The organism is Ruegeria sp. N10, assembly GCF_056531545.1.
In genome coordinates, this window is record NZ_JBQFLY010000005.1 from 152,021 (window position 1) to 175,745 (window position 23,725).

Genomic DNA, 23,725 nt, shown 5'->3' on the forward strand with positions numbered 1-23,725 from the left:
GTTTTTGTGATTGCGGGTTTATTCCTACTCATTTCTTTGACTAAAGAAGGACATTATCGGACGAAGAGACCATGCGCAGGATTCTGGATCGCTATATTCATCGCCGGACGCTCGGCCGCTGGAGCCGGGCTGTGCGGCAGGCGCCAGATTCGGCGCAAGCCGAGTTGCGATTGAAACGCGATCAGGCACGCAGTCTGCGTGGACAACTGGATCGCCTGATCCAACTGGCGGATGCGCGTTTGCTCCGCCCAAAAATAGGATCAACTCAGTTTCACCGGCCTGTCGGTACCGACTGGAGCTGGCGGCCCGGACTTTGGCGCGCACCGTTGTTGCAATCCGGCATGGCCTCTGTTCCCCGTAGAACGGTTATGGACGATCAGGTCAGCTTGTTTCACGACTGCCCATTGACCGAAATCGTCGTGCGGCAAATCCGCAACCGGGGGGCAAGTGATCTGGCTCCGTTCAGTCTGGAGGTAGAGGTCTTTGGTTTCGAGGGGTCGTTCCTGTCAGTATCGATCGACTTGCCGCGTGAGGCCGCCCGTGACCTGACACGCGAGCATCTGATCCGGTTAGAAACCCTGATTGACTGCGAAAAACCATCGGGTGTGTTCGCACGTCTCAATGTTCAGCACGGACCCAACATGGAGCAGGTTTTGCGGCAACTGAACCCTTCTGACGCCGTGAACGCAGTTGAGTTTGACTTGGCTCACCTGCCCCTGAATGAATGCAGGATCGAAAAGATCTGGCTGGATCTTATTTTCGAAAAACCGGAAATGAACCGTATGAGTGTGCGAGACCTTACGTTTTGCCGTTTCCATCGCGCCGACTTGTGAGACGATCAAAGATGACACAAACATCCCTGACCTTCATTCGGTTCGAAAACGGTATTTGGCACGGTCATGTTGAGGCCGAGCGGCAACCGGGATTGGAGGTTCGATATCTGGGGAAAGCTCTGGAGGGAGTTGAGCTTTCGCCCGCAGACAACGGATGGGACCTGAATGTTCCGGTACCCGTGACAGCCCTGTCCGAAGGCGTGCACAGCTTCGTCATAGTCGACGCAGACGGCGTTGAGAAACTTGGGAGTTTCTCCATTATTGCAGGTGAACCAGCCGCCGATGATCTCAGGGCTGAAGTGGATCTTTTGCGCGCGGAGCTGGATATGCTGAAACGCGCTTTCCGACGGGAAAGCCGAGGAGACGGCTAAAACGCTTGCGAAGTCCGATGATCCATTCAGTTATGTGCACTAAGCGCGGTGCCTGCGTATTGCGCTGCTGGATGATGAAATAATATCCCGCGAGCCAGAAAGAAAAGGGCCGCGTTGTACGCGGCCCATTGGTTTGGTTATTGGGACGGCCCGTGCGGGGTGAACGCTGACAAGCCTTTAAGGATGTCTATGGCATATGCTAGTTGATAATCCTCTTTCCGCAGCTCGGCCGTGGCTTCGGCCCTAGCGCGATCTTCCTCAATCTGGCGAACTTCATCCTCGCTCAGGCTGTCATTGTTCAGGCTGCCGCGCAGGTCAGCTTCGGACCGGGTCCGCACATTACTCTCATCCTCTTCTTGTGCAGGTGCCGGGCGAGGCTGCTCAACAATGATGTCTGGACTGACGCCAAGGGCCTGGATTGAGCGTCCTGATGGCGTGTAATAGCGCGATGTGGTCAGGCGCATGGCACCGTCACCGCGCAGTGGCATGACCGTCTGCACGGATCCTTTACCAAAGCTCTTGGTGCCAACGACGATAGCGCGGCGATGATCCTGCAACGCACCGGCCACAATCTCGGACGCCGAGGCCGAGCCGCCATTGATCAGCACCACAATCGGCTTGCCTTCGGCCAGATCCCCGGGGGTTGCATTGAACCGCTCACCTTCGTTCGGATCACGGCCGCGCGTAGAAACGATTTCGCCTTCGTTCAGGAACGCGTCCGACACTTTGATCGCCTGAGTCAACAGGCCGCCTGGGTTGTTGCGCAGGTCCAGAACAAAGCCGTTCACCTTGTCGATGCCACCTGCTTCGGCAATCTGCTCCTGCAAGCCTTCTTTCAGGTTCGGGAAGGTCTGGTCGTTGAATGTGGTTACACGCAGCACGACACTGGTGCCTTCGGTCCGTGCGCGTACAGCGGTCAACTTGATTGTGTCACGGATAATAGTGACGTCGAAGGGATCAGGTTCACCCTCACGTACGACGGTGATGATAATTTCGGACCCGACCGGGCCGCGCATCAGGTCAACCGCTTTGTCCAGCGTCAGGCCCAGAATGCTTTCACCGTCCACATGGGTAATGAAATCCCCGGCTTCGATTCCGGCTGCGTCGGCGGGGGTATCGTCAATGGGTGAGACGACTTTGACAAAGCCTTCTTCCTGCGTGACTTCGATACCCAACCCACCAAATTCGCCCCGGGTCTGCACGCGCATTTGTTCGGCATCGTCAGGAGAAAGATAACTCGAATGCGGATCAAGTGATGTCAACATGCCGTCAATCGCCGCCTCGATCAGCTCTTCGGGCTCAACCTCTTCGACATACTGTGCGCGAATACGTTCAAAAATGTCGCCGAACAAATCCAGCTGTTCATAGACGCTTGCCTTGTTCTCGGCCTCCTGCGCCAGCAGGGGTCCTGCGATCTGAGTTGTTGCAAGAATACCTGCCACAGTTCCAGCCAGACCGGCCACCACAAATTTCTTCATACGCGTTTATCCATCCTTGTCGGTCCGAAACCACGATTCCGGGTCCACGGGGCGATTATCTTCTCTTACCTCTATATAGAGCGTTTCTGAGCGGTCAGTTCCAGTGCCATCACTGCTTGTTGACAAAATTGCGCCGATTTCCGGCATTTCACCGGGCATCAGGCCAACCGGTGTGCCCTCCGGGATCACCTGACCTGGCTGGCCATAGACCTCCTGCAAACCGGAAAATACGAATAAAAGACCCGATTGAGGCTCAAGTATGATCAGGTTCCCCAGGTCCAGAAGCGGCCCGCGATAGCGAATTGTCGCGGCGGTGGGCGAGGTGACCAGGGCGCGCGGGCGTGTACCCACAATCAGGCCGGGGCGCGTGACACCGGCGGCGTCCGTTTCACCGGCCTTGTGCAGCAAGATTCCCTGTACCGGCATTGATATCCGGCCTTTCCTGTCCATGACACTGGCATTGCTGTCGAGGATCTCTCCCTCCGAGATCTCGGACAGACCACTTGCAAAGCCATCCAGTGTTTCGGTCGACGAGATCAAAATGGCCGTCCGCACCGGGTCTTCCACGAAACGGCGGGGCAAATCCGTGCGGTCGGCGATTGCCTCGCTCAGACGGGTACGGGCCTCCTGAACGCCCGTCAGACCCTCTGTCAAAGTTTCCGAGGCCTTTTGCTGCAAGACACGCAATGTCTGCACTTCATTCAGGTCCTGCGCCAGTTCCTGCGCGCTGGCGTTCAGGCTAGGGGTGACCTCGGACAGCATAATACCTGCACGGGCCGCCCCCAACGGACCGGACGGATGTAACATCAAGACGGGTGGTTCGGTCGTTTCAATGGTTTGCAGAACACCAAGCAATCGCCGGATTTCCTTTTCGCGCGCCCGCAATTCGGCACTCAGTTGCGCCTCGCGGGTTGCCGCTTGGCGCAATCCCACCCGCATCGCGCCCAACCCGGCCTCATAGGCATGGATCGTCTCCGTAAGAGCATGGACCCGGTCCCGGGCACTTTCGGCCTCGGATAACGCGATGGACGCCTGTTCGAGCATCTGCGCTGCGTCCAAAGTGGCCTTGGAGGCGTCTGGCTGGGCCAGTGCCGGCAAGGCTAAAAACAGACACACTGCCAGAGCAGCCATTTTCATGACAGCAGGCTTTCCCCGGTCATTTCCGGCGGTTTCGGCAATCCCATCAGCTCAAGCAGGGTCGGGGCAAGATCGGACAAACGTCCTTGGCGCAATTTCGCACCTTCAGGCCCGCCAAACAGCGCCACGGGAACAGGATTGAGCGTATGGGCCGTGTGCGGGCCGCCGGTCACAGGATCGACCATGACTTCGCAATTACCGTGATCGGCCGTGATAATCATCGCTCCCTTGACCTTTTCAAGAGCCGCAATGACTTGCGCCAACCCCTGATCGACGGCTTCACACGCTTTGATCGCAGCATTCAGATCACCTGTATGGCCAACCATATCGGGATTGGCATAATTTGTAACAATCAAGTCATACCCTCCTTCGATGGCTTCGATAAATTTCTCCGTAACCTTTGCGGCCGACATTTCGGGCTGTAGATCGTAGGTCGCCACTTTCGGCGAGCTCGGCATAAAGCGATCCTCGCCTAGTTCGGGCGTCTCCTTACCGCCATTCAGAAAGAACGTAACATGCGGGTACTTCTCGGTTTCAGCCAGTCTAAACTGCCGAAGCCCTTGCTTGGCGACCCATTCGCCCAGAGTATTCACAATCGAGCGCTTTGGAAAAACCGTGGTCATGTAAGCATTGTGCCCGTCAGAATATTCGACCATGCCCAGCAGAGCTGAAAGCTTCGGGCGCGGTCCTGTCGCAAACTCGGAAAATCCTGGCTCTCCGATGGCGCGCAGAATTTCACGGGCACGGTCGGCGCGAAAGTTCAGGCAAAAGAAACCATCGCCATCGTTAATACCGTCATACCCCGTTAATACGGTTGGTGTGACGAACTCGTCAGATTCGGACTGGTTATAGGCGTGATCAACCGCGCCATGGGAACTGCTTGCTGTTCGGCCCTGCCCGTTGACCATTGCAGCATACGCTTCACTGACACGCTCCCAGCGATTGTCGCGATCCATGGCAAAGTACCGCCCGCTTACGGTGACGATGCGTGCGTTTTCGGGCAAGCGTTCTTCCAACTCAGCGATGTAAGTCAGAGCTGACCTTGGCGCGACATCACGCCCGTCCGTCACTGCGTGTAGTGCAACCGGGACACCGGCATCCGTTATGGCAGTGGTTGCGGCAACGATATGGTTCAGATGACCATGCACCCCACCATCCGAGATCAACCCCATCAGATGCGCAGTGCCGCCAGAGGATTTGACGCTGGCGATGAAAGCTTGCAGCGCTTCGTTTTCGAAGAAAGTCCGGTCTTCAATGGAAAGATCAATCTGGCCCAGATCCATGGCGACCACACGCCCTGCACCGATATTGGTGTGCCCGACCTCTGAATTTCCCATCTGTCCGCTTGGCAGACCCACATCGGGGCCGTGGGTGATCAGGGTTGAATGCGGGCACTCAGACAGGATCGCGTCAAACGTCGGCGTGTTTGCCAGATAGGGTGCGTTGGCTTTTGTGTCCTCGGACAGGCCCCAACCATCAAGAATGCACAGGACAACAGGTTTGGGGGTGGCCATTGATGTACTCCGTTTTCTGCTCTTGGGTCACCTTCTATCCTTTGGACTTCAACGGGTGAACCACCTTTGCAATGATGAACAATTTTAACCGACACAGAGTGTGTTAGTCTTTTAGATAGCTCTGGAAAGGGCGCGCCTTGCGATTGCGGTATTTGACGGTCAGGTCCAACGGCGCATCGTTTTCATCATAGACGCCCAGAACAACACTCCTGCCCCGGCTTTTGGTTCGCATTTCAATCAATTGCTGCTCGGACCGGGTTGTGCGTTGTGACGCCCGCCGCGTCCAGGCGAACAGGTGCTCGTACATTTCAGCGATCATACCGGCATGCTCCGCGCTGTCACCCAGGTCGTTCAACTCATCAGGGTCGTTTTCCAGATCGAACAGGATTGGCCGGTACCCACCTTCACAATGGATCAGTTTCCATTTCTTGCTTGCGGCCATGAACATCACCGCATCGCGGACCGACACGTCCAAAACATTTGCGATTGGTGAAGCCGAGTAGTCATATTCGCAGATCACCACATCGCGTGGCAATGCGTCCTTCTCCCCATAGAGAATAGGCAACAGGGAGTGACCTTCCAGAATATGCGTCGCCACTTCCCCGCCAGCCGCATCGACAAAGGTCGGTGCAAGGTCGATGGATTCCACAAGCGCATCGCTGACGGTACCGCGTGTCGCGTCCGCCTCGGGCGACGGGTCATAGATGATCAACGGCACCTTGGTGGAGGCGTTGTGGAAGAAGGTCTTTTCCCCCATCCAGTGATCGCCCAGAAAATCACCATGGTCTGATGTCAACACGATCATCGTGTTTTCCATCCGCCCGGTTCTCTCCATCCAGTCCAACAGGCGGCCTATCTGGTCATCTGCTTGCTTGATCAGCCCCATATAGGCCGGGATAACCGCCTCACGTACGTCCTGCCGCGAAAAGGTCTGGCCGATATTTGTGTCCATGAAGGCTTTAAGCACGGGATGCGCATTCTGACGTTCCGCCTCGGATCGCACCACAGGCAGCACATGTTCCGGTCCATACATCGAGGCGTATGGGTCCGGTACGATGTACGGCCAATGCGGCTTGATAAAACTCAGATGACAGCACCACGGGCCATCATGCGTTTCCATGAACTCTATCCCGCGACCGGTCAGATAGGGCGTTTCGCTGTCTTCCTCGGCAATATTAGCGGCTTCGGGTGAATTCTTCAGAAACCAGCCTGACAGAACGTTGCCATTCGCATCCAGCCCGGAATTGGCAAAGTCATGCCAGGGATTGTCGCTCTCATACCCTTTGGCCTTTAGGAATTTGTTGTATTCCTTTGCCCCTTCCGGGTCATAATACCCATCCGGACCTTCGGGCAGCATACCGTCATCCCGTTCGTACACGTCGAACCCACATTCGGCGACGCGGGCCCCGATCAGGCTGTCAGGCTCCAAGCCCAACCTCGCCATCCCTTCGGCATCTGCACGCATATGAGTTTTGCCAACCAGCCAGCAATCCATCCCCGCCTTACGCAGGTGATCGCCCATTGTAATCTCACCGACTTTCAACGGAATTCCGTTCCACGACGCCCCGTGAGAATGCACATAGCGCCCGGTATAAGTGGACATGCGGGAGCTGCCGCAGATCGGTGATTGGATATAGGCGCGGTTGAAGCGCACGCCTTTGGCTGCCAGACGATCGATATTTGGGGTATGCAGATGCGGATGGCCGTAACAGCTCAGATAATCCCATCGCAGCTGGTCGAACATGATGAACAGGATGTTTCTTGCCTTGGCCAAGTTGACGCCCTTCCCCACAAGTCACGAGGACCTAGTTAGCCATTTCTATCCGCAGAGCGAAGCAAAACCAGCGTCAGGCCTGGCGGTCCATTTGCTCCAGCATCTTCTTGGCACGTTTGCATTGCAGCTTGTCGCGCAGTGGGCTGTCGGGGTCGATGTCTTTTTGGCAAACAACGCATTTATCCGCGCCCGAGATCGCGTTTAGACCACCGCAGCTGCCTTTGATGGTCTTGCCCATCAGCATGACACCCAATGACATGCCCACCATGACGAGAGCGAGAAGAATGAAGGCCAGAATAAAGGTACTCATCTCAGCTCCAACAGTCAGTTCGATCCCAGCGCGTCTTTGAACGCTGTGCTATGGGCAGTGATATAGGCATCTTCGCCGCCTGTCACATCCCGCGAGATGAAATACACTGCAAGTTTATGCTCCTCTGCCAGAGCTAGCCCTTTTTCCTGCCCCAAGGCCAGCATGGCTGTTGCCCAGGCATCGGCCATCATCGCGTTTTCGGCCAGCACGGTGACCGAAGTGGTGCGGTGCGTGATCGGACGGCCTGTTGTCGGATCGATGATATGCGAATATCGCACACCATCTTTTTCAAAGAAATTCCTGTAATCGCCCGAACTGGCCATGCCCCTGTCATCCAAAGAAATGATCAACTGGATGGTTTGCGAACCCGTTTCAGGTTTTTCGATACCAATGAGCCACGCTTCGCCCTTGTCATTCTTACCTTTGGCCACAAGATCGCCGCCAATTTCAACCAGATAGTTTTCGATGCCAGCGGCCTGCAAGGTTTCCACAACAGCGTCAATTCCATAGCCTTTTGCAATCGCGGACAGGTTAATGCCTACACTGGCGTTTGACTTGGCAAGCGTACCAGCATCCGTATCGAGCGCTAGCAGGCGTTCTTGACCTACACCATTCAGCGCGGCGTTGATATCCCCATCTGATGGCACCGGGTCTTCGGGCTTGCGTGGGCCAAAACCCCAAAGTTCGATCAGAGGGCCGAGGGTTACGTCGAAAATGCCACCGGATTTCGAGTGCACTTCGTTCGCTGCCGAAAGAACCAGCGCGAGTTCGTTGGACACAGGCATCGGATCTGTGCTGGTCGATGCGGAAAAAACAGAAACTTCCGAGTTCGGATCCCAGTTGGACATCTTGGCATTCACTGCTGCCAACTTATCACTGACGGCCGCGGCCAGTGCGTCTTTGTCAAGGTCCTCGCCAATTGCGGTGATATTGTAGGTCGTGCCCATTGTCTCGCCGGACAGACGAACTTCTTCGGGTTCCTTGTCAAAAAGACAGCCTGAAAGAAGGGTGAAAAAGGCCAGTACGGGCAAAAGACGCATTGGGCGTTCTCCGGGACATTCTGTGCCCGGCATATGACAGCGGTCCCCGCCAGAGTCAAATTGGCATTACAGTTTCAATGGAAGGAAACCCAACAGCAGAAGACCAGTTCCAGCCGGAATTCCGAACAACCACGCGCGTTTCCGCCACCCGGGCTTCTGTTGCTTCCACGCCATACGAAAGTTGTGACCGCACACAACAGCCACAAAGAAGATCAGCGCGGCAACCGGGGGCGTAAGATAGAGTTCATTCAAAGGCTTAAGCTCCCTCTGCTGACCTGCGTTTGGCCAACTCGTGCAATTGCACCCTATACAGGTCGTTTAGCTGCGCTAAAGTGAAAGGGAAAGACTTTGCAAGAACCATAAGGAGATTGCTCATGGCCCCAACTTCTTATCAGTCGCCGTCGCGCGGTGACAAGGCTGACAAGACAACCTACAGCCAATCAGCGGAATCAAACCTGTCGCATTCGCAGACGACCGTGGCCAAACTGCTTGAGGGTAAAGGGGATGCGGTGTTCTCGGTGCGACCTAATGATACCATCCATTCGGTAGTGAACACGCTCAAGGACAAGCGAATTGGTGCTGTTCTGGTGACCGATCAGAACGGGGCATTGAAAGGAATTTTGTCGGAACGCGACATCGTGAGGCGCATGGCCGATACGCCGGGACAGACTCTGCCACAGTCGGTCGAAGACCTGATGACCAGAGATGTAAAAGCCTGCATGCCCGAGGATACGCTGAATGACGTGCTGAAGACCATGACCGAGGGACGTTTCCGCCATATGCCGGTTCTGCGTGATGGCAATTTGTGCGGTGTCATCACTATCGGTGACGTAGTGCATTTCCGCCTGAGGGAATTGGAGTATGAAGCGCTTCGCATGAAGCAGATGATCGTAGGCTAGTTTCAACCGGTGGAAAGAAACCCGATGCTACCGCTGTCTAATTCAACGGCAGTTAATCTGCCCGAGGCAAAGGCACCGGTATCAATCGACACAACCCGGTTTTTAACCCGGGGTTGGTTTACAATTGTATGACCGTGTACAACCCATTGCGCGTCGCTGCGTGCAAGCCGTGGAAACATCGGATGACCCCATAGACAGATTTGGCGATCCTGGGATTGAATGGATTGCCGCGGATCAAGCGCCGCGTGGACAAAGGTGACGTTGCCGCTGGTCCAGGTCAGCGGCAGATTTGCAAGCCAGTCCAGCAAGCTGTCGCCCATCTTGTGCCGCAGACGCTCTGCCAGTTCAGGCAGATGCTTGCCACTGTGCAACTCGTCGGGACATACGAGGCCGAAAGATGCCAGAGTTTCCGCTCCACCGTTATGAAACCAAAGCCTGGCGTAGCGTTCCGGGTCGTTTACAAATTGCAGCAGCATCTCTTCGTGATTGCCAAGCAAGCATTGCACCCGCCCGTCTGACGCTTCACTCAGGTGATGCAAATGCCGCAGTACCTGCGCGCTGTATGCCCCCCGGTCGATGTAATCGCCCAGAAAAACCAGCGGGCTTTGATCGTCGAATCGTGGCAAAACCGCCTGAAGCAGATCAAGACGACCGTGAATATCGCCGACAGCTGTCACTTTTTCTGCTGGTGCCACGTCGCATGGCATCGCATTGGAGCTTTCCCTCGCCGCGGATTGGAACCGCCGTCTGATCCAGTCTTTCATCATGGCATTTGATCCCTACCCGCCCCGCTCGGTGGTCGCAATCAACAACTGTTTGAATAGGCAAAGTGTTGACCACGAGCCTTAGATTGTCCGATATGCCCGCAGGATGTTCGCAAGCAGTTGATCTGATGATAGGATCAGCCTTCCAGCCAGCGGTGAATTTGCAGTGAGTTCTGAGGGTTTTATGAAACGAGTATTGATTACAGGTTCTGCCGGGTTCATCGGATTCCATCTGGCCAAGTTGCTTTTGGCAGAAGGGTTTCAGGTACACGGCTACGACGGGATGACCGACTATTATGATGTGACCCTGAAACAGCGTCGACATCAGATACTGCTTCAAACCTCAGGATTTACGGCAACTGAAGACCGTTTGGAAAACTTTGATCGGCTTGTGCAGGTCGCTGAGGAGTTTCAGCCCGATGTCATCGTACATCTGGCCGCGCAGGCTGGCGTGCGGCACAGCCTTGAATATCCCCGCAGCTATATCGAGTCGAACGTTGTGGGCACGTTCAATGTGATGGAAATTGCGCGTCAGCATAAGGTGGAACATCTTTTGATGGCGTCGACCTCATCGATCTATGGTGCAAACGAAGACATGCCGTTCATCGAAACAGAAAAAGCCGACACCCAACTGACGATCTACTCCGCCACCAAAAAGGCAAATGAGGCGATGGGGCATTCCTATGCCCATCTGTGGGATTTGCCGACCACCATGTTTCGATTTTTTACCGTTTACGGCACTTGGGGGCGCCCCGATCTGGCCTATTTCAAATTCGTCGCTGCGATACTGGATGGCAGACCAATCGACATCTACAATCATGGCGACATGTATCGCGACTTCACGCATGTAGAAGACCTTGTGCGTGGGATCAGGTTGCTGATCGATGTTCCGCCGGTCCGCCCAACCAGCCGCGCGGATATCGAAGATGGTGACAGCTTGTCGCCCGTTGCACCGTACCGCATCGTCAACATTGGCAACGGAGACAAGGTGCGTCTGATGGATTTCATAGAAGCCATCGAAGAGGCTGTTGGCCAGAAAGCGGTCAAAAACTTTATGCCAATGCAGATGGGCGATGTTCATGCCACCTGGGCTGACAATCAGCTGTTGCAGCGGCTGACGAATTATCGCCCGCAGACCGACCTGAAGGACGGTATCGCACAGTTCGTCGCCTGGTATCGGGACTATTACGGAAAATAGGTCGATCTGGCGCCGGAATGAAAAAACCGGCGCACTCAGCGCCGGTTACTTTAGTTACCCGCCAAAATCGTCGAGCATGATGTCTTCGCGATCCACGCCCAGATCCAGCAGCATGTTGATAACCGACTGGTTCATGATTGGCGGCCCACACATGTAGTATTCACAATCCTCGGGTGCCGGGTGGTTCTTGAGGTATTCGTCGAACAGAACGTTGTGGATGAAGCCGGTATAGCCTTTCCACTCATCCTCGGGCTGGGCATCCGACAGAGCGACATGCCATTCAAAATTGTCGAACTCTTCCGCCAGTTGGTCGAAATCCTCGACAAAGAACATCTCTTTCTTGGACCGCGCACCGTACCAGAAACTGATCTTGCGGTCGCGGTTCTCAAGGCGTTTGAGCTGGTCAAAGATGTGGCTGCGCATCGGTGCCATACCGGCGCCACCACCGATGAAGACCATTTCCTTCTTGGTTTCACGTGCGAAAAACTCGCCAAATGGACCCGAGATTGTGACTTTGTCGCCCGGCTTCAGGTTAAAGATGTAGGACGACATCTGTCCCGCCGGAATTCCTTCTGAGCCCGGAGGCGGTGAAGCAACCCGGACGTTAAGCATGATCATGCCCTTTTCATCCGGATAGTTGGCCATCGAATAGGCGCGCTCGATAGGTTCGTTCACAACCGACTCGTATTGCCACAGATTGAAGCGATCCCAATCCTCGCGATATTCTTCCTGCACGTCGAAATCAGTGTATTTCAACTGATGAGCAGGCGCTTCGATCTGGATGTAGCCACCGGCGCGGAAATTCACGTCCTCACCTTCGGGCAGGTCTAGGGTAAGGGCCTTGATAAAGGTCGCGACATTCTCGTTCGAGCGAACGGTGCATTCCCATTTCTTGACGCCGAAGACCTCTTCTGGAACTTCGATTTCCATGTCCTGCTTGACCGCCACCTGACAGGACAGACGGTCGCCACAGGAGGCTTCGCGCTTTGTGATATGGCTTTCTTCGGTCGGCAGGATCGAACCGCCACCCGAATGCACTTTCACGCGGCACTGGGCACAGGTACCACCACCACCGCAGGCTGACGGAACAAACAGTTTTTCGGCCGCCAATGTTTGCAGCAGTTTGCCACCAGCCGGAACCGAGATAGTCTTTTCACCGTTGATGGTGATGTTGACGTTGCCGGTCGACACCAGCTTGGAACGTGCAGCCATAATGATGGCCACCAGCGCCAGAACGATCAGGGTGAACAGGACAACGCCGAGCGAAAAGGTTTCCATTCTCACGCCCCCCTTACAGTTTCACGCCCGAGAAGGACATAAAGGCCATCGCCATCAGCCCGGCAGTGATAAAGGTGATGCCCAGCCCCTGAAGCCCGTCCGGCACATCCGAGTATTTCAGCTTTTCGCGCACGCCTGCCATCGCGGTGATCGCCAGCGCCCAGCCGAAACCGGATGAGATGCCATAGGTGGTCGCCTCGGCAAAATTATAGTCGCGTTCGACCATGAACAGCGAACCACCCAGAATGGCACAGTTCACAGTGATCAAAGGCAGGAAGATCCCCAGCGCGTTGTAGAGGGGTGGAAAATACTTATCGAGGATCATCTCGAGGATCTGAACCATCGCTGCAATCACACCGATGTAGGAAATCAGCCCGAGAAAGGTCAGATCCACGTCCGGGAACCCGGCCCATGCCAATGCGCCCGGTTTCAGCAGGAAGGACAGCAACAGGTTGTTGGCGGGCACGGTGATGGCCTGCACCACCATGACTGATATTCCCAGCCCGATGGCAGTCGAAATCTTTTTCGACACGGCGATGAAGGTACACATGCCAAGGAAAAAGCTGAGCGCGAGGTTTTCGATAAATACGGCCTTCACGGCCAGAGAGATAAGCCCTTCCATCAGTGCGCCTCTACCTGCTGGATTTTGTATTCACGTTCTTCGACCTGGTTCGGCTTCCACGTGCGGAAAGCCCAGATTAGCAGGCCGATCACAAAGAACGCCGACGGCGGCAGCAGCAACAGGCCGTTGGGCACGTACCACCCGCCATTGTTGACCGTTTGCAGGATTGTCACCCCGAACAGGCTGCCCGATCCAAACAGTTCGCGGATGATGCCCACCAGCATCAGGATCAGGCCATAGCCCATGCCGTTGCCCAAACCGTCGATGAACGATGCTACCGGCGGATTTTTCATAGCGAATGCCTCGGCTCGGCCCATAACGATACAGTTGGTGATGATCAGGCCGACGAACACAGACAAAGTCTTGGAAATCTGAAAGGCATACGCCTTGAGGATCTGATCCACCAAAATCACAAGCGAAGCGATGATCACCATCTGCACGATGATTCGGATCGAACCAGGAATCTGGTTTCGCAAAATCGAAATGAACATCGACGAAAACGCGGTCACAAAGGTCACCGCCAGCGCCATCACAAAGGCCACCTGCAACGACGAAGTCACCGCCAGAGCCGAACAGATGCCCAGCACCTGCAGGGTGATCGGGTTGTTGTCGACAAGGGGGTCGACCAACAGCTCTTTCTTGGTCTGCGACATCAGATCTCTCCTGCTTGCAGTTTGGCTAGGAACGGCGCGTAACCCGCATCGCCCATCCAGAATCTCACCAGGTTGTCGACACCGACAGTGGTCAGGGTCGCACCTGCCAGGGCGTCGATGTAATAGTCGGGCCCGGCCGCAGGCTGCGACTTGGCGACGGTGATCTGCAACACTCCCGCGTCGTCGCGCAGCTTCTTGCCGTTCCACAACGTCTTCCAGCGCGGGTTGTCCACCTCAGCACCCAAACCCGGTGTCTCGCCATGCTGATAGAATTGCAGGCCGAAAATGTCGTTGCCGTTCTTTTCCAGCGCGATGAAGCCGTAGAGCGTAGACCACAACCCATAGCCATGCAGCGGCAAGATCACCTTGTCCAACGCTCCGCTGTCGTCGCGCAGCAGATAGATGACCCGATATTTTGCCTTTCGACCAATGCCTGCGGGATCGTCGTCAAGCGCGACGCTCAGGTCCGGATCGCCGGCAGCGGCCAAATCGTCAAAGGTGGCCGGCTCGAACTGATTATCCACAAAATCGCCCGTTGCCAGGTCCAGCACATGCGGCTCGAATGCGGCAAATGCTTCGGTGACATTGACGCCGGGTTCATACACCCCCGCCACCTGCAGGATATTGACCTGCTTGTCCTTCAGCTTGTTGGCCTCCTGCACCGGGCGCAGGCTGACCGCGGCGGCCGACACGATCATCGAGGCAACGAGACAGACCGCAACAGCAATAAAGATTGTTTTGCCAACTGAATCTGGTGAGGCCGCCAGAAACCGGGCAATCACGCCCTTGCGTTCAGGGGGTTGCGTATCAGACATGGCGACGCGCCCTCCGTTTGATGTTGGCCTGAACGACAAAATAATCGATCAGCGGTGCAAAGACGTTGCCGAACAGTATGGCCAGCATCATACCTTCGGGAAAGGCTGGGTTGATCACACGTATTAACACAACCATGACACCAATCAGGGCGCCATAGACATAGCGACCGGCATTGGTGTGGCTGGCCGAGACCGGCTCGGTCACCATGAAAGCCAGACCAAAGGCGTAACCACCCAATACGACATGCCAGTACCAGGGCATAGCGAACATCGGGTTCGTCTCGGACCCGATCAGGTTCAGCAGCCAGGTGAACGCTATTGTGCCTGCCAGACATCCCACAATCAGCCGATAGTTGGCGATCTTGGTGATCAGCAGGAAGGCTAGACCGATGATGCAGGCCAGCGTCGAGGTTTCCCCTATACTGCCTTGGATGGTGCCATAAAACGCGCTCCACCAAGTGATACCGTCAGCGGCCAGCGCCTGATAGCCTTCGGCAGCCGACACAGCCAGAGCCGTCGCACCGGAAAACCCGTCGACCGGGGTCCACACGGCATCGCCCGACATCTGCGCGGGATAGGCAAAATACAAAAACGCCCGCCCCACCAAGGCAGGGTTGAGGAAGTTCTTACCAGTGCCACCGAAAACCTCTTTGCCGATCACGACACCAAAAATAATTCCCAGGGCAACCTGCCACAGAGGCGTAGTTGCTGGCATGATCAGGGCGTAAAGCATCGAAGTGACAAGAAAGCCTTCATTCACCTCATGCCCGCGGACCGTTGCGAAAATGACCTCGAAAATACCGCCTGCCACCAACGTGACGACATAGATCGGCAGGAAGTACATGAGCCCGTGCATGACATTGGCAAAGATGCTGTCCGGACTAAGCGAAATGCCAAAAACCTGAAGAATTGCAATTCGCCAGCCGGTTGCCGACTCTGGGCCAAGCGCGGCAATGGCCGAATTTGCCTGATAACCGGTGTTCCACATTCCCCACAGGATGCAAGGAATAGTGGCAATCACGACATATGTCATGATCCGCTTCATATCTACATAAGACCGCGCATGAGGAGCAACGGTGGTTACGGTTTTCGGAGTGTAGATGAAGCTTTCCACCATCTCGTAGATCGGAAAAAGCTTCTCGTACTTGCCGCCCTTGGTAAAGTTCGGCTCGATCCGGTCAAAGAAGTTACGCAATCCCATTCGGATCAGCCCTCCTTTTCAATCTTGTTCAGGCAGTCGCGTAGCGCCAGCCCGTATTCGTATTTCGCCGGACAGGCAAAGCCCACAAGGCCCAGATCCTCTTCGTCCAGCTCAAGCGCTCCCAGTGCCTGAGCCGTATCCGTATCCATCACCAACAACGCCCGAAGCAATTGTGTGGGCAGATAGTCCTGTGGCATCAACTCTTCGAACACGCCTGTTGGTACCATTGCGCGGCGGCCACCGTTCAGGTTGGACGTGAAAGCATAGAGTTTTCTGGAAAAAGCCGAGCCCAATACAGGCTGGACGGAATACTTGGAAGGCATTGGTCGGATCCAGCCCATCGGAATCTGATCGTGATCCTCTCGGATGATACAGATTTGACGGGCAAACCTCCCCAGATATGCGGTCGGTCCGTCGGCATGTTTACCCGACAGGATCGAACCCGAGATAATGCGGGGCGTTCCGTCCACATTTACCTCATCCCGTGTCAAGTCGTCCGTGGACGCGCCCATCACGGTGCGGATCAAGCGCGGCTGACGCGCACCGGGTCCAGTCAAGGCGATCACAACGTTCGGGTCAAGATGCCCGGTCTGCATTAAGCGACCAATCGCGATGACGTCTTGAAAACCGATGGTCCAGACCTGCTTTTCCCCTGCAATCGGTTCGAGGAAGTGAATATGGGTTCCTGCCAGGCCCGATGGATGTGGACCCGAAAACGCCACGGCCTCGACACCGGCAACATCCGCGCCGGGGATCGTGTCACCTTGTTTCTGGCAAATATAGGTCTTGCCTTCGGTTAGCTTGCTGACCGCGGCCAACCCAGAGGCAAAGGCCTCGGGCGCTTCGGCAATGATCGTGGCGGCATCAGCCGCCAATGGGTCACTGTCCATGGCTGTCACGAAAATCGCGTTCGGTTTGACACCGGGTTCCGGCATTTTCGAATAAGGTCGCGTGCGGAATGAGGTCCACAGACCAGCGGCGCACAGTTTGGCAGTCACGCCCTCGGCGCTGTCCACATCGCCCACACCCGAAAAATCCAAGCCCATGTCATTGGCGTCGGACACTTCGATGACGACGCTTTGCAACACCCGGCGGGCACCGCGGTTGATTGCGACGACCCTGCCGGTGACCGGCGCAACCATCACAGCGTCAGGTGCATCCTTGTGACAAAAGAGCGGTGAACCCCGCTCGACACTATCACCTTCCTGCACCAGCATCTTAGGTTTCAGGCCAATGTAATCCCCACCCAGAACGCCAACGGTCGAGTATTCCGGACCCGGATGAATGGTTTGGTCGGGAGCGCCCTCTACCGGCAGGTCCAACCCTTTTTTCAGTTTGAAAGTTTGCATGCCGCTACGTTCTTCCAAGCCTCTTTCCTGCGCCAGCCTTGCTGACACCCTTACGGGGTCATGCAATAACGCGGTTTTTTCAGGTGCCCATCGCAAAAGCGTCAGATTGGGTCCAAATTCCGCAGGCGTAATTCTGATCACGGACCCTTTACGCGCGGATGCCCGTAAACGCAAACCTGTTACCGCCAAAAGTTAAGTTCAAACCGCAAAATCTTGGAGTTTTTCCATTAAGCTGGCTAAAAAAACGGCCCAAAATTGCGTGTCGCGCTCGCTGAGCTTCCAGTGTAAGCAACCGGAATGGAAAAAGACACAGACTTCGAAATCTTTCTTGTAGCCACTCTGGGTCTTGTAGCCCCCCTCGGTGCCGAGGCGCAATCCAACGGATTCGCTCAGGTCAAAACGATGCCTGGGGGTGTCACCTGCCGTGGCTCATGGACCGAGGTCTGGCGCGCCAACCTGACCTTGCGCGGCGCAAATAAGGTCCTGGTGCGTCTGGGCAGTTTTCCAGCCGTGCATCTGGCCCAATTGGACAAACGCGCGCGCAAATTTCCGTGGGGCGAGTTCCTGCGGCCCAATGTTCCGGTCAAAGTCGAGGCCACCAGCCGCAAATCCAGAATTTATCACGCCGGTGCCGCGCGGCAGAGAATTGAGCATGCGATATCAGAATCTCTGGGTGTTCCGATATCTTCCGACGCCGAAATCAGGATCCTGCTGAGAATCGAAAAAGACATCTGCACGATATCGGTCGACAGTTCGGGAGAGCTATTGCACAAGCGCAGCCACAAAGAGGCAATTGCCAAAGCGCCAATGCGCGAAACGATGGCAGCCATGTTTCTACGAGACTGCGGGTTTAGCGGCACTGAACCGGTGTTGGACCCGATGTGCGGCTCGGGTACTTTCGTGATCGAAGCCGCCGAGATTGCCCTGGGGCTGCACCCCGGTCGGACCCGCAGCTTTGCGTTCGAAAACCTGGCGGGCTTCGACCCTGACCGCTGGCAAGACATGCGCAGCGATTCAAACGTCGCTGAATGTTCTCTCACATTCTGCGGCTCAGACCGCAACGCCGGTGCAATCGAAGCCGCAACAGCCAATGCAGAGAGAGCGCAGGTAAACGCCAATACTCGATTTCAACAGCTATCAGTCAGTGACATCAAACCCCCTGCGGGACCCGCCGGGCTGGTCATTGTGAACCCTCCCTACGGGGCGCGAATTGGAGATGAAAAGCGTCTGCGCTCTGTCTACGGCGTCTTGGGTAGGTCTCTGATGACCCGGTTTCGCGGATGGCGTGTCGGGGTGGTCACCAGCGCCCCGGCCCTGGCTCGGTCGACCCGTCTGCCTTTTCTGGCACCCGGTCCGGTGGTAGACCACGGAGGCACCAAGATCCGTCTGTACAAAACGAATCCGCTGCCATGAGAGTCGCGTGGCCTGCTTAGCCCATCCGATACCGGTTCAAAGACGGAAGATTCAGATGACCGCTTCTCAAAATCCTCTTGCGCATCGAAAAAGCCCCGTATAGATCACCCGCCACGGTCGGAGTGTAGCTCAGCCTGGTAGAGCACTGTCTTCGGGAGGCAGGGGCCGGAGGTTCGAATCCTCTCACTCCGACCAGTAAAACAAGGCGCCCAAGGGCGCCTTTGTTGTTTTCAAGACAGTGATCTGAAGTTCATTGAACCTGAGCTTCATTCGAACTCCAACGCCTTGGCAGCTTTACGCAGGTGCTCCGGGCTATAGCGTGCATAAACGGACGCAGTGATCCGAGAGTCTGAATGACCGAGAAACTGAGCGATCTCATCCATCGGAGTGCCGGCCTCCGCCATATGAACTGCAGCTGTGTGCCGCAGCACATGTGGTGACACATCAGGCAGGCCCGCCGCGACTGCTGCTGCCTTGAACCCCTTTTTGATCGACTTTACCGGTCCACTGGCCCACTCCACGACATGGTCAGATAATGCGGCCTTTCGGGCGTTCAAAAGCGCAGCATACAGGCTCTCGGTCATGGGGACGATGGCCCTGCCCTTCCTCTGCCCGTCGCCAGTGCGGAGATTGATTTGGCGGCGTTCGAAGTCGACCCGATACCATGTGAGTTCTAACACAGCCGTTACCCTGGCCGCCGTCGACAGCATCAGCCATATAGCCAGCTTGATGTGCGGTGCGCAGTCGACCGCCAGGAGCTGTGAAATCTCCTGGCGCGTCAGATACCTCTCCTTGGGAGCCGGTTTGCTGGGGCGCTCGATGTAGGGAGCCCTATCAATCAGCCCGGTCTTCTCAGCCCAATTCAAACAGGTCCTTAGCTTGCCAAGCTGTGTCCAGATTGTGCCGTCCTGAATACCAGCCTGCCGCCGATCGGCTATGTAGGCTTTACAGTCCCGCACGCTTATCTGTTCCGGACGAAATGCTCCAAACCAAGGCAGCACAGAACGGCCAGTGTATTGCATGCTTTCGTGCACCGGCCGGCCCTCGACTGTCACGCTATAAGCATTCCAAATCGCTGCAACGGTCAGTTCATCCTTTCCGGCTGTCTGGGCGAGGAGGACGTCACGGGCTTCGGCCTCCGCACTTTCGAGGGTGTCCGCGTCAAGACGATACCTGCGTCTGCGTCCATCTTCCTCATACCAGACAACGACGAAGCGGTTGTTGAGTCGACCGATGTTGTATTCCTGCACTGCTCAAATTCCTCTACTTTGTGCGCGGGGATGCGAAACTGGCGTTGAACTCTGAAATATCCGAGCTGGCCGGATTTGCAGAGCTGACGCACAGTTTCAGAACTGCAGCTCCAGCGCTCTGCGAGTGTCTTGGGGGTATACGGCGGGGACAAAGTGCGCTCCTTCATTTTGGCAAAATCATTTACTCTATAGCGATCGCGACGAGGGATGCGCCTAAGATTTCAATAAAATTCATAACTTATTGAAATGAAATAAAAGAATTTCCAGTCGAGATAGTAAATACTTCAAGACTTACACCTTGGAGCAGACTACGGCGGAAGCTGTCGGGTAGGCTCACAGGTGAGCGAACATATGATCGCTATGTTGGTATTTGTTACGCTGATGGGCAGGACTTAGGTGCTGCTGTAATCGCAGCTGGTTTCGCGCTGGACTGTGCGCGAAAAAGTGGTGGTCGTTACAGGAAGTTGGAGACCTCCGCCACGCGATCACGACACAGTCGAGCGTCATATTTTTGAGTTCCGACTTTTCACTGCGAGACCGACCAATACGAATAGTTCACGAGAAAAAATACTTGTGCAAAATAGGCCCAAGGCCCTTGTCTCGCATCAAGCGCTCGAAATGCAACTTCAGATCAGGTTGATGGTGTAGATGTCGACGAATTTTCTTTATGAATTCTTCGTGGTTTTCATACATTTTGCGTAGAACTGCTTTTGAAGTTCATCGACCACTGGGTCTAGATCTGGTTGGAGTGCTTGGGGCGGGCCAGATTTGATCCATGCAATATCTATGCTGGAACCTGCACTTCTACTTGACAGTTTTCGGCTTTCTCTTTGAGAAAATTCGGAGTCCAACTGGGTGAATATTTTCCGAAGCTGCGGGTCTGCTTCTAGTTGGCGATCGATTTCGGCAAACTGCTCCGCCGATGTCAAAATTGAGGATACGACGACCCGAAAGTGGCGGAACCATTCCGAATAGTGGCCTTCAATCTCCGTTTGCGTCCGAAACTGTTTTGCTTGCTCTGCCAACATCTCAGCGCAGTTGCTGAGGTTCTCTACGATGGATGGTATTGAATTTGCTTCTTGGCTCGCCACCGTGCCGCGTCGGCTTCTTTGATAAAAGAAATAGGCAATCACTCCCACGATGAGAAAGAAAAAGAGTTCAAGCATTTTCGTCCCGCATTGAATTCATGTGGCCAATCAGAAGCTGATATTGGCCATTACATCTCAACATTCAATGCATGAACGCGTGCACCTGAAAAGGTGCTGAATTAATCTGAAAAACAAGCCCTTTCTGGTGCGTTTCTGAAAAGCAGCCCATTGGTGAATTCTAGGGCACTTACAAATGCAATCCCTGAGTAATTGACGCGGAAAAAGAGGCTAATCCTTTCCTCTCCAGAATTTGTCTCAGCATCTTAGGGGCAGATTTCTTCCTAACATTCTTGACAACTTGGCGTTACGATCACTCGCTCTGCGACCGGTTTGGACGGGGCAGCTCCTATCAAATTCTAGACCGCTTCATAGTCCAACAGAGGGCAGCCATCCTGCCGAAAACAAATCGCAAACAGGTTTGGGAGTCAGGACCGAGACCTCTTCGTTTACAAGACTTCCAGTTTCTTGATACCCTCCAAAAGACCACGAATACACGGCCTGCCTCCAAAGTAAGTAACACTGCCCGCGCACTTCAAACATGGTGCCATCAGGTAGTTCAGAAAGGCGTTTTTCGAAAGTTATCTTTTTGCCTCGCGCGATACGCGATGCGTGCAAGACTCTATCAATAGCCTGAGGGACGGACTTGCCAGCGCCAGGGTGACCGTGGACCTGACACCAGGTTTCGACAAACGACTTATAGCGTTCGCGTTGGCAGGTTGCACATGGTCTATGACCAGCGGCCAGAGATGTGACTTCATCAAGAAAGAACAACTGTGTATACCGACCAGGTTTCATCAACTGCTGCTTTACTCCCTTGTAGTCCAAGCTGCATGTGACCCAATTTTGATGAGCGTGCTTTCGACGAACGGATCCGAATTCGTCATGCAGAACGCCGCGGTTGCCCATCAATGTTCCCCTATATGACACCTGGTTTAACTCTCCGAACGGATCAACTCGGTTTTGTAGTGGCATGGTAAGGGTCTCGATTAGTTGGTGGGACGGAGATTAATAGGATGGTTTTCTTATCTCAGCGTTTTAGCTCTGCACACAAGTAAAAGTTGCGTTGCTCTAAAGCGGTCCACTGAACATATCTATGAAACCAATTCCCACATCTCAGACACTAAGGCATCCTCTGCACCGCAGACGCCGTCGTTTGGGGTTTTGCGACATGAGCCACAGGGGAAGCTTGAAAAACCAACACGTCTCGGCACTAGAATACATCCCGACCACATGTAAGCTGTTCGTCTAGGTCTTCGCTGTTAGACTGGAGGGACGGTGCTTTTCTCGAGGAAAACCGAGCCTTTCTCCACACGATACGACAAAACCGCCGAAAGCTACCTGGGCTTCGTCGACATCACATCTATCCGCCTTTGGTTCTGCCATTTGTCAACATGACCTAGCTGAGTAAAGCTACCTAATGGCTTCATAGCTATTGAAGCTTTTTTCTTGAGACTGCTCTACAATTAAGATGGTCGGCTGTTCGGCTTACAATCTACATACCGTTTCATCCTGCAGAATTTTGTCACCATACTTTAATCGAGTCGATCTGCACCACGATTTTTAAGGAAAGCAACAATTTCTGCGTGTTTTTCCGGCGGAAAGGCGTCGACGATAGATCGGATTTCCTTGTTTATTTCTAAACGATTGGCTCCGAGGGCTTCTGCTTTCTCATACCAGCGAAGACCCTCAGCGAAGTCATAGACTTCAACATACAACGCACCAAGTAGCGTGCATGGTCGAAAATCGCCCGGAGCCAACTCATGTGCTTCCTCGGCAGTCCGTAACGCTTGATTGTGTTCGCACAAGTCGCGAAAAGCACCTCCACGCGTCGTCAGCAATGCGGAGCGCAACTTTTTCGAATTGCTTTGCCTAAGCGCCCCTTCAGTTATCGGAAGCGCTTTCAGGGGCTCATCGGCTTTCCGCCAGTGACTAGACGCATTGACCGCAGACCAGCCATTATGCGTTTTCTCCCATTCATTGCTAAAGGATTTTGCCATCAATCCATGGTGTGTCTTGCACAATTTTTCTGACCAGTAGGCAATGCCGTTGGATCCCAGCCACTTGAGATCCTTGTCGTTGATCGGCCGCCCGCTCGAAACTTCACGCAGTATTCGCATGACGCGCTTGAAGTCTCTCGGCTCAATGTAACCCAAACCGAATGAATCTCGCAGAGACCGTCGTTTACGTTTTTCTTCTCGTGCGGAAAAAAGGATCGCATTGCGCCGCTTCGTTCGTTCTGCTTGCGTCAACTGTTCAGAGTCGAGGAGCCTGAGGGCATCTGAAACAGACTGGGAATAAATCTCAGCATACATGTCCTTTTTCTGTGCACGCCCCAAAGCATATTTCCTTATTGTTGGAGTCTACCGCACCCTTGCGCGAAATGATTAACACTGCAAGTCAGCTATTACCCAGGAGAGGATCGGCGATCCAACCTTTTAATACATCGCAGTTTCGAGGTGCGCCGTAGCCTGTGCTACGGCGGCTCCATGCCCACGCAGCTTGCACTGCAAATAGCAATGCGTCGAGTGTGTCTGCTCCCGGATCATCGCAAAGGGACTTGTCGGCTTTGATGTTCAACTCATAGAGCTCCTGACCTCTCTCTATCATCTTTTCGAACAGCTCTGAGCGCTCTCAGCGCTTGGTTGCTCGACCACCGTTCCACCATGCTACAGGAGGAT

At 54.7% G+C, this 23,725-nt stretch carries 21 protein-coding genes, 1 tRNA gene and 2 pseudogenes; 7 read left to right on the forward strand and 17 right to left on the reverse strand.

Annotated elements, in window-relative coordinates:
- The first annotated feature begins 71 nt into the window (after window positions 1–71).
- Both ACR0JI_RS09510 and ACR0JI_RS09515 read left to right on the forward strand, forming a co-directional pair.
- Entirely contained in the window at window positions 72–833 is a 762-nt protein-coding gene (locus ACR0JI_RS09510; protein ID WP_480494172.1) for a DUF6478 family protein, read from the forward strand.
- An 11-nt stretch (window positions 834–844) separates the two neighbouring features.
- Window positions 845–1,204: a hypothetical protein gene (locus tag ACR0JI_RS09515; protein WP_480494174.1), complete on the forward strand. Its 360-nt coding sequence runs from the start codon at window positions 845–847 to the stop codon at window positions 1,202–1,204.
- Window positions 1,205–1,341: 137 nt separating this feature from the next.
- On the opposite strand, the gene ACR0JI_RS09520 is transcribed toward ACR0JI_RS09515, so the two are convergent.
- The 6 genes from ACR0JI_RS09520 to ACR0JI_RS09545 all read right to left on the reverse strand — a co-directional run bounded on the left by ACR0JI_RS09520 (window position 1,342) and on the right by ACR0JI_RS09545 (window position 8,457).
- A complete protein-coding gene (locus tag ACR0JI_RS09520; protein WP_480494176.1) occupies window positions 1,342–2,682 on the reverse strand; it encodes a S41 family peptidase in 1,341 nt (446 codons plus the stop codon).
- A gap of 6 nt (window positions 2,683–2,688) precedes the next feature.
- Window positions 2,689–3,819, reverse strand: coding sequence for a murein hydrolase activator EnvC family protein (locus ACR0JI_RS09525; RefSeq protein WP_480494178.1), 1,131 nt, complete (start codon window positions 3,817–3,819; stop codon window positions 2,689–2,691).
- Window positions 3,816–5,333: a 2,3-bisphosphoglycerate-independent phosphoglycerate mutase gene (gpmI, locus tag ACR0JI_RS09530; RefSeq protein ID WP_480494180.1), complete on the reverse strand. Its 1,518-nt coding sequence runs from the start codon at window positions 5,331–5,333 to the stop codon at window positions 3,816–3,818. The genes ACR0JI_RS09525 and gpmI overlap by 4 nt, the downstream gene beginning before the upstream one ends.
- A gap of 103 nt (window positions 5,334–5,436) precedes the next feature.
- On the reverse strand, window positions 5,437–7,107 hold the full coding sequence (locus ACR0JI_RS09535) for a sulfatase-like hydrolase/transferase (protein ID WP_480494182.1): 1,671 nt from the start codon (window positions 7,105–7,107) through the stop codon (window positions 5,437–5,439).
- A gap of 73 nt (window positions 7,108–7,180) precedes the next feature.
- Window positions 7,181–7,417 carry a (Na+)-NQR maturation NqrM gene (gene nqrM, locus ACR0JI_RS09540; protein WP_267366293.1) on the reverse strand — a complete coding sequence of 79 codons (237 nt, stop codon included), beginning with the start codon at window positions 7,415–7,417 and terminating at the stop codon, window positions 7,181–7,183.
- A gap of 14 nt (window positions 7,418–7,431) precedes the next feature.
- The gene (locus ACR0JI_RS09545; protein WP_480477184.1) at window positions 7,432–8,457 is read right to left on the reverse strand and encodes an FAD:protein FMN transferase; all 1,026 of its coding nucleotides are present in this window, start codon (window positions 8,455–8,457) and stop codon (window positions 7,432–7,434) included.
- Window positions 8,458–8,831: 374 nt separating this feature from the next.
- Here ACR0JI_RS09545 and ACR0JI_RS09550 point away from each other — a divergent pair, with 374 nt between their 5' ends.
- Window positions 8,832–9,356 (forward strand): CBS domain-containing protein, encoded by a 525-nt coding sequence (locus tag ACR0JI_RS09550; RefSeq protein ID WP_480477180.1) that lies wholly within the window; start codon window positions 8,832–8,834, stop codon window positions 9,354–9,356.
- A gap of 2 nt (window positions 9,357–9,358) precedes the next feature.
- Here the strand turns inward: ACR0JI_RS09550 and ACR0JI_RS09555 are convergent, their stop codons facing one another.
- The gene (locus ACR0JI_RS09555) at window positions 9,359–10,123 is read right to left on the reverse strand and encodes a metallophosphoesterase family protein (RefSeq protein WP_480494184.1); all 765 of its coding nucleotides are present in this window, start codon (window positions 10,121–10,123) and stop codon (window positions 9,359–9,361) included.
- A gap of 181 nt (window positions 10,124–10,304) precedes the next feature.
- Between ACR0JI_RS09555 and ACR0JI_RS09560 the strand changes: the two genes are divergently transcribed.
- A complete protein-coding gene (locus tag ACR0JI_RS09560) occupies window positions 10,305–11,318 on the forward strand; it encodes an NAD-dependent epimerase/dehydratase family protein (protein ID WP_480494186.1) in 1,014 nt (337 codons plus the stop codon).
- Between the two features lie 54 nt (window positions 11,319–11,372).
- Here the strand turns inward: ACR0JI_RS09560 and nqrF are convergent, their stop codons facing one another.
- Genes nqrF through ACR0JI_RS09590 form a run of 6 tightly spaced genes read right to left on the reverse strand, consistent with a single transcriptional unit; the run spans window position 11,373 to window position 17,236 of the window.
- Window positions 11,373–12,596 carry an NADH:ubiquinone reductase (Na(+)-transporting) subunit F gene (nqrF, locus tag ACR0JI_RS09565; protein WP_480483686.1) on the reverse strand — a complete coding sequence of 408 codons (1,224 nt, stop codon included), beginning with the start codon at window positions 12,594–12,596 and terminating at the stop codon, window positions 11,373–11,375.
- A 13-nt stretch (window positions 12,597–12,609) separates the two neighbouring features.
- Window positions 12,610–13,218: an NADH:ubiquinone reductase (Na(+)-transporting) subunit E gene (nqrE, locus tag ACR0JI_RS09570; RefSeq protein ID WP_209507136.1), complete on the reverse strand. Its 609-nt coding sequence runs from the start codon at window positions 13,216–13,218 to the stop codon at window positions 12,610–12,612.
- Window positions 13,218–13,871, reverse strand: coding sequence for an NADH:ubiquinone reductase (Na(+)-transporting) subunit D (locus tag ACR0JI_RS09575; RefSeq protein ID WP_209507137.1), 654 nt, complete (start codon window positions 13,869–13,871; stop codon window positions 13,218–13,220). Before ACR0JI_RS09575 ends, nqrE begins: the two co-directional genes overlap by 1 nt.
- Window positions 13,871–14,686 (reverse strand): Na(+)-translocating NADH-quinone reductase subunit C, encoded by an 816-nt coding sequence (locus ACR0JI_RS09580; protein ID WP_480494188.1) that lies wholly within the window; start codon window positions 14,684–14,686, stop codon window positions 13,871–13,873. Before ACR0JI_RS09580 ends, ACR0JI_RS09575 begins: the two co-directional genes overlap by 1 nt.
- Window positions 14,679–15,887, reverse strand: coding sequence for an NADH:ubiquinone reductase (Na(+)-transporting) subunit B (locus ACR0JI_RS09585; RefSeq protein ID WP_480477168.1), 1,209 nt, complete (start codon window positions 15,885–15,887; stop codon window positions 14,679–14,681). The genes ACR0JI_RS09580 and ACR0JI_RS09585 overlap by 8 nt, the downstream gene beginning before the upstream one ends.
- A gap of 5 nt (window positions 15,888–15,892) precedes the next feature.
- The gene (locus ACR0JI_RS09590) at window positions 15,893–17,236 is read right to left on the reverse strand and encodes a Na(+)-translocating NADH-quinone reductase subunit A (protein ID WP_480494190.1); all 1,344 of its coding nucleotides are present in this window, start codon (window positions 17,234–17,236) and stop codon (window positions 15,893–15,895) included.
- A 297-nt stretch (window positions 17,237–17,533) separates the two neighbouring features.
- Here ACR0JI_RS09590 and ACR0JI_RS09595 point away from each other — a divergent pair, with 297 nt between their 5' ends.
- Together ACR0JI_RS09595 and ACR0JI_RS09600 are read left to right on the forward strand one after the other, a co-directional pair.
- Window positions 17,534–18,649, forward strand: a complete 1,116-nt coding sequence (locus ACR0JI_RS09595; protein WP_480494192.1) for a THUMP domain-containing class I SAM-dependent RNA methyltransferase — start codon at window positions 17,534–17,536, stop codon at window positions 18,647–18,649.
- 118 nt (window positions 18,650–18,767) lie between these two features.
- Window positions 18,768–18,844: transfer RNA gene (locus ACR0JI_RS09600), tRNA-Pro, on the forward strand.
- A gap of 71 nt (window positions 18,845–18,915) precedes the next feature.
- Here the strand turns inward: ACR0JI_RS09600 and ACR0JI_RS09605 are convergent.
- From ACR0JI_RS09605 to ACR0JI_RS09615, 3 genes and pseudogenes are all read right to left on the reverse strand, one after another.
- Window positions 18,916–19,899, reverse strand: a complete 984-nt coding sequence (locus tag ACR0JI_RS09605) for a tyrosine-type recombinase/integrase (protein ID WP_480477162.1) — start codon at window positions 19,897–19,899, stop codon at window positions 18,916–18,918.
- Between the two features lie 17 nt (window positions 19,900–19,916).
- Window positions 19,917–20,066, reverse strand: a pseudogene (locus ACR0JI_RS09610) (MerR family transcriptional regulator); the annotation flags it as partial.
- A 498-nt stretch (window positions 20,067–20,564) separates the two neighbouring features.
- Window positions 20,565–21,065, reverse strand: a complete 501-nt coding sequence (locus ACR0JI_RS09615) for a hypothetical protein (protein WP_480494194.1) — start codon at window positions 21,063–21,065, stop codon at window positions 20,565–20,567.
- A gap of 1,287 nt (window positions 21,066–22,352) precedes the next feature.
- On the opposite strand from ACR0JI_RS09615, the pseudogene ACR0JI_RS09620 reads away from it, so the two are divergent.
- Window positions 22,353–22,442 (forward strand): annotated as a pseudogene (locus tag ACR0JI_RS09620) (IS5/IS1182 family transposase); the annotation flags it as partial.
- A gap of 137 nt (window positions 22,443–22,579) precedes the next feature.
- Here ACR0JI_RS09620 and ACR0JI_RS09625 read toward each other — a convergent pair.
- Entirely contained in the window at window positions 22,580–23,359 is a 780-nt protein-coding gene (locus tag ACR0JI_RS09625) for a hypothetical protein (RefSeq protein ID WP_480494196.1), read from the reverse strand.
- Window positions 23,360–23,725: the final 366 nt, after the last annotated feature.

Coding starts and splice junctions, on each gene's coding strand:
- gpmI (WP_480494180.1), bottom strand. CDS start 5,333: ATGGCCACCCCCAAACCTGTTGTCCTGTGCATTCTTGATGGTTGGGGC.
- ACR0JI_RS09575 (WP_209507137.1), bottom strand. CDS start 13,871: ATGTCGCAGACCAAGAAAGAGCTGTTGGTCGACCCCCTTGTCGACAAC.
- ACR0JI_RS09515 (WP_480494174.1), top strand. CDS start 845: ATGACACAAACATCCCTGACCTTCATTCGGTTCGAAAACGGTATTTGG.
- nqrM (WP_267366293.1), bottom strand. CDS start 7,417: ATGAGTACCTTTATTCTGGCCTTCATTCTTCTCGCTCTCGTCATGGTG.
- ACR0JI_RS09520 (WP_480494176.1), bottom strand. CDS start 2,682: ATGAAGAAATTTGTGGTGGCCGGTCTGGCTGGAACTGTGGCAGGTATT.
- ACR0JI_RS09625 (WP_480494196.1), bottom strand. CDS start 23,359: ATGTATGCTGAGATTTATTCCCAGTCTGTTTCAGATGCCCTCAGGCTC.
- ACR0JI_RS09595 (WP_480494192.1), top strand. CDS start 17,534: ATGGAAAAAGACACAGACTTCGAAATCTTTCTTGTAGCCACTCTGGGT.
- ACR0JI_RS09615 (WP_480494194.1), bottom strand. CDS start 21,065: ATGCTTGAACTCTTTTTCTTTCTCATCGTGGGAGTGATTGCCTATTTC.
- nqrF (WP_480483686.1), bottom strand. CDS start 12,596: ATGGAAACCTTTTCGCTCGGCGTTGTCCTGTTCACCCTGATCGTTCTG.
- nqrE (WP_209507136.1), bottom strand. CDS start 13,218: ATGGAAGGGCTTATCTCTCTGGCCGTGAAGGCCGTATTTATCGAAAAC.
- ACR0JI_RS09555 (WP_480494184.1), bottom strand. CDS start 10,123: ATGATGAAAGACTGGATCAGACGGCGGTTCCAATCCGCGGCGAGGGAA.
- ACR0JI_RS09590 (WP_480494190.1), bottom strand. CDS start 17,236: ATGCAAACTTTCAAACTGAAAAAAGGGTTGGACCTGCCGGTAGAGGGC.
- ACR0JI_RS09580 (WP_480494188.1), bottom strand. CDS start 14,686: ATGTCTGATACGCAACCCCCTGAACGCAAGGGCGTGATTGCCCGGTTT.
- ACR0JI_RS09560 (WP_480494186.1), top strand. CDS start 10,305: ATGAAACGAGTATTGATTACAGGTTCTGCCGGGTTCATCGGATTCCAT.
- ACR0JI_RS09545 (WP_480477184.1), bottom strand. CDS start 8,457: ATGCGTCTTTTGCCCGTACTGGCCTTTTTCACCCTTCTTTCAGGCTGT.
- ACR0JI_RS09510 (WP_480494172.1), top strand. CDS start 72: ATGCGCAGGATTCTGGATCGCTATATTCATCGCCGGACGCTCGGCCGC.
- ACR0JI_RS09585 (WP_480477168.1), bottom strand. CDS start 15,887: ATGGGATTGCGTAACTTCTTTGACCGGATCGAGCCGAACTTTACCAAG.
- ACR0JI_RS09525 (WP_480494178.1), bottom strand. CDS start 3,819: ATGAAAATGGCTGCTCTGGCAGTGTGTCTGTTTTTAGCCTTGCCGGCA.
- ACR0JI_RS09550 (WP_480477180.1), top strand. CDS start 8,832: ATGGCCCCAACTTCTTATCAGTCGCCGTCGCGCGGTGACAAGGCTGAC.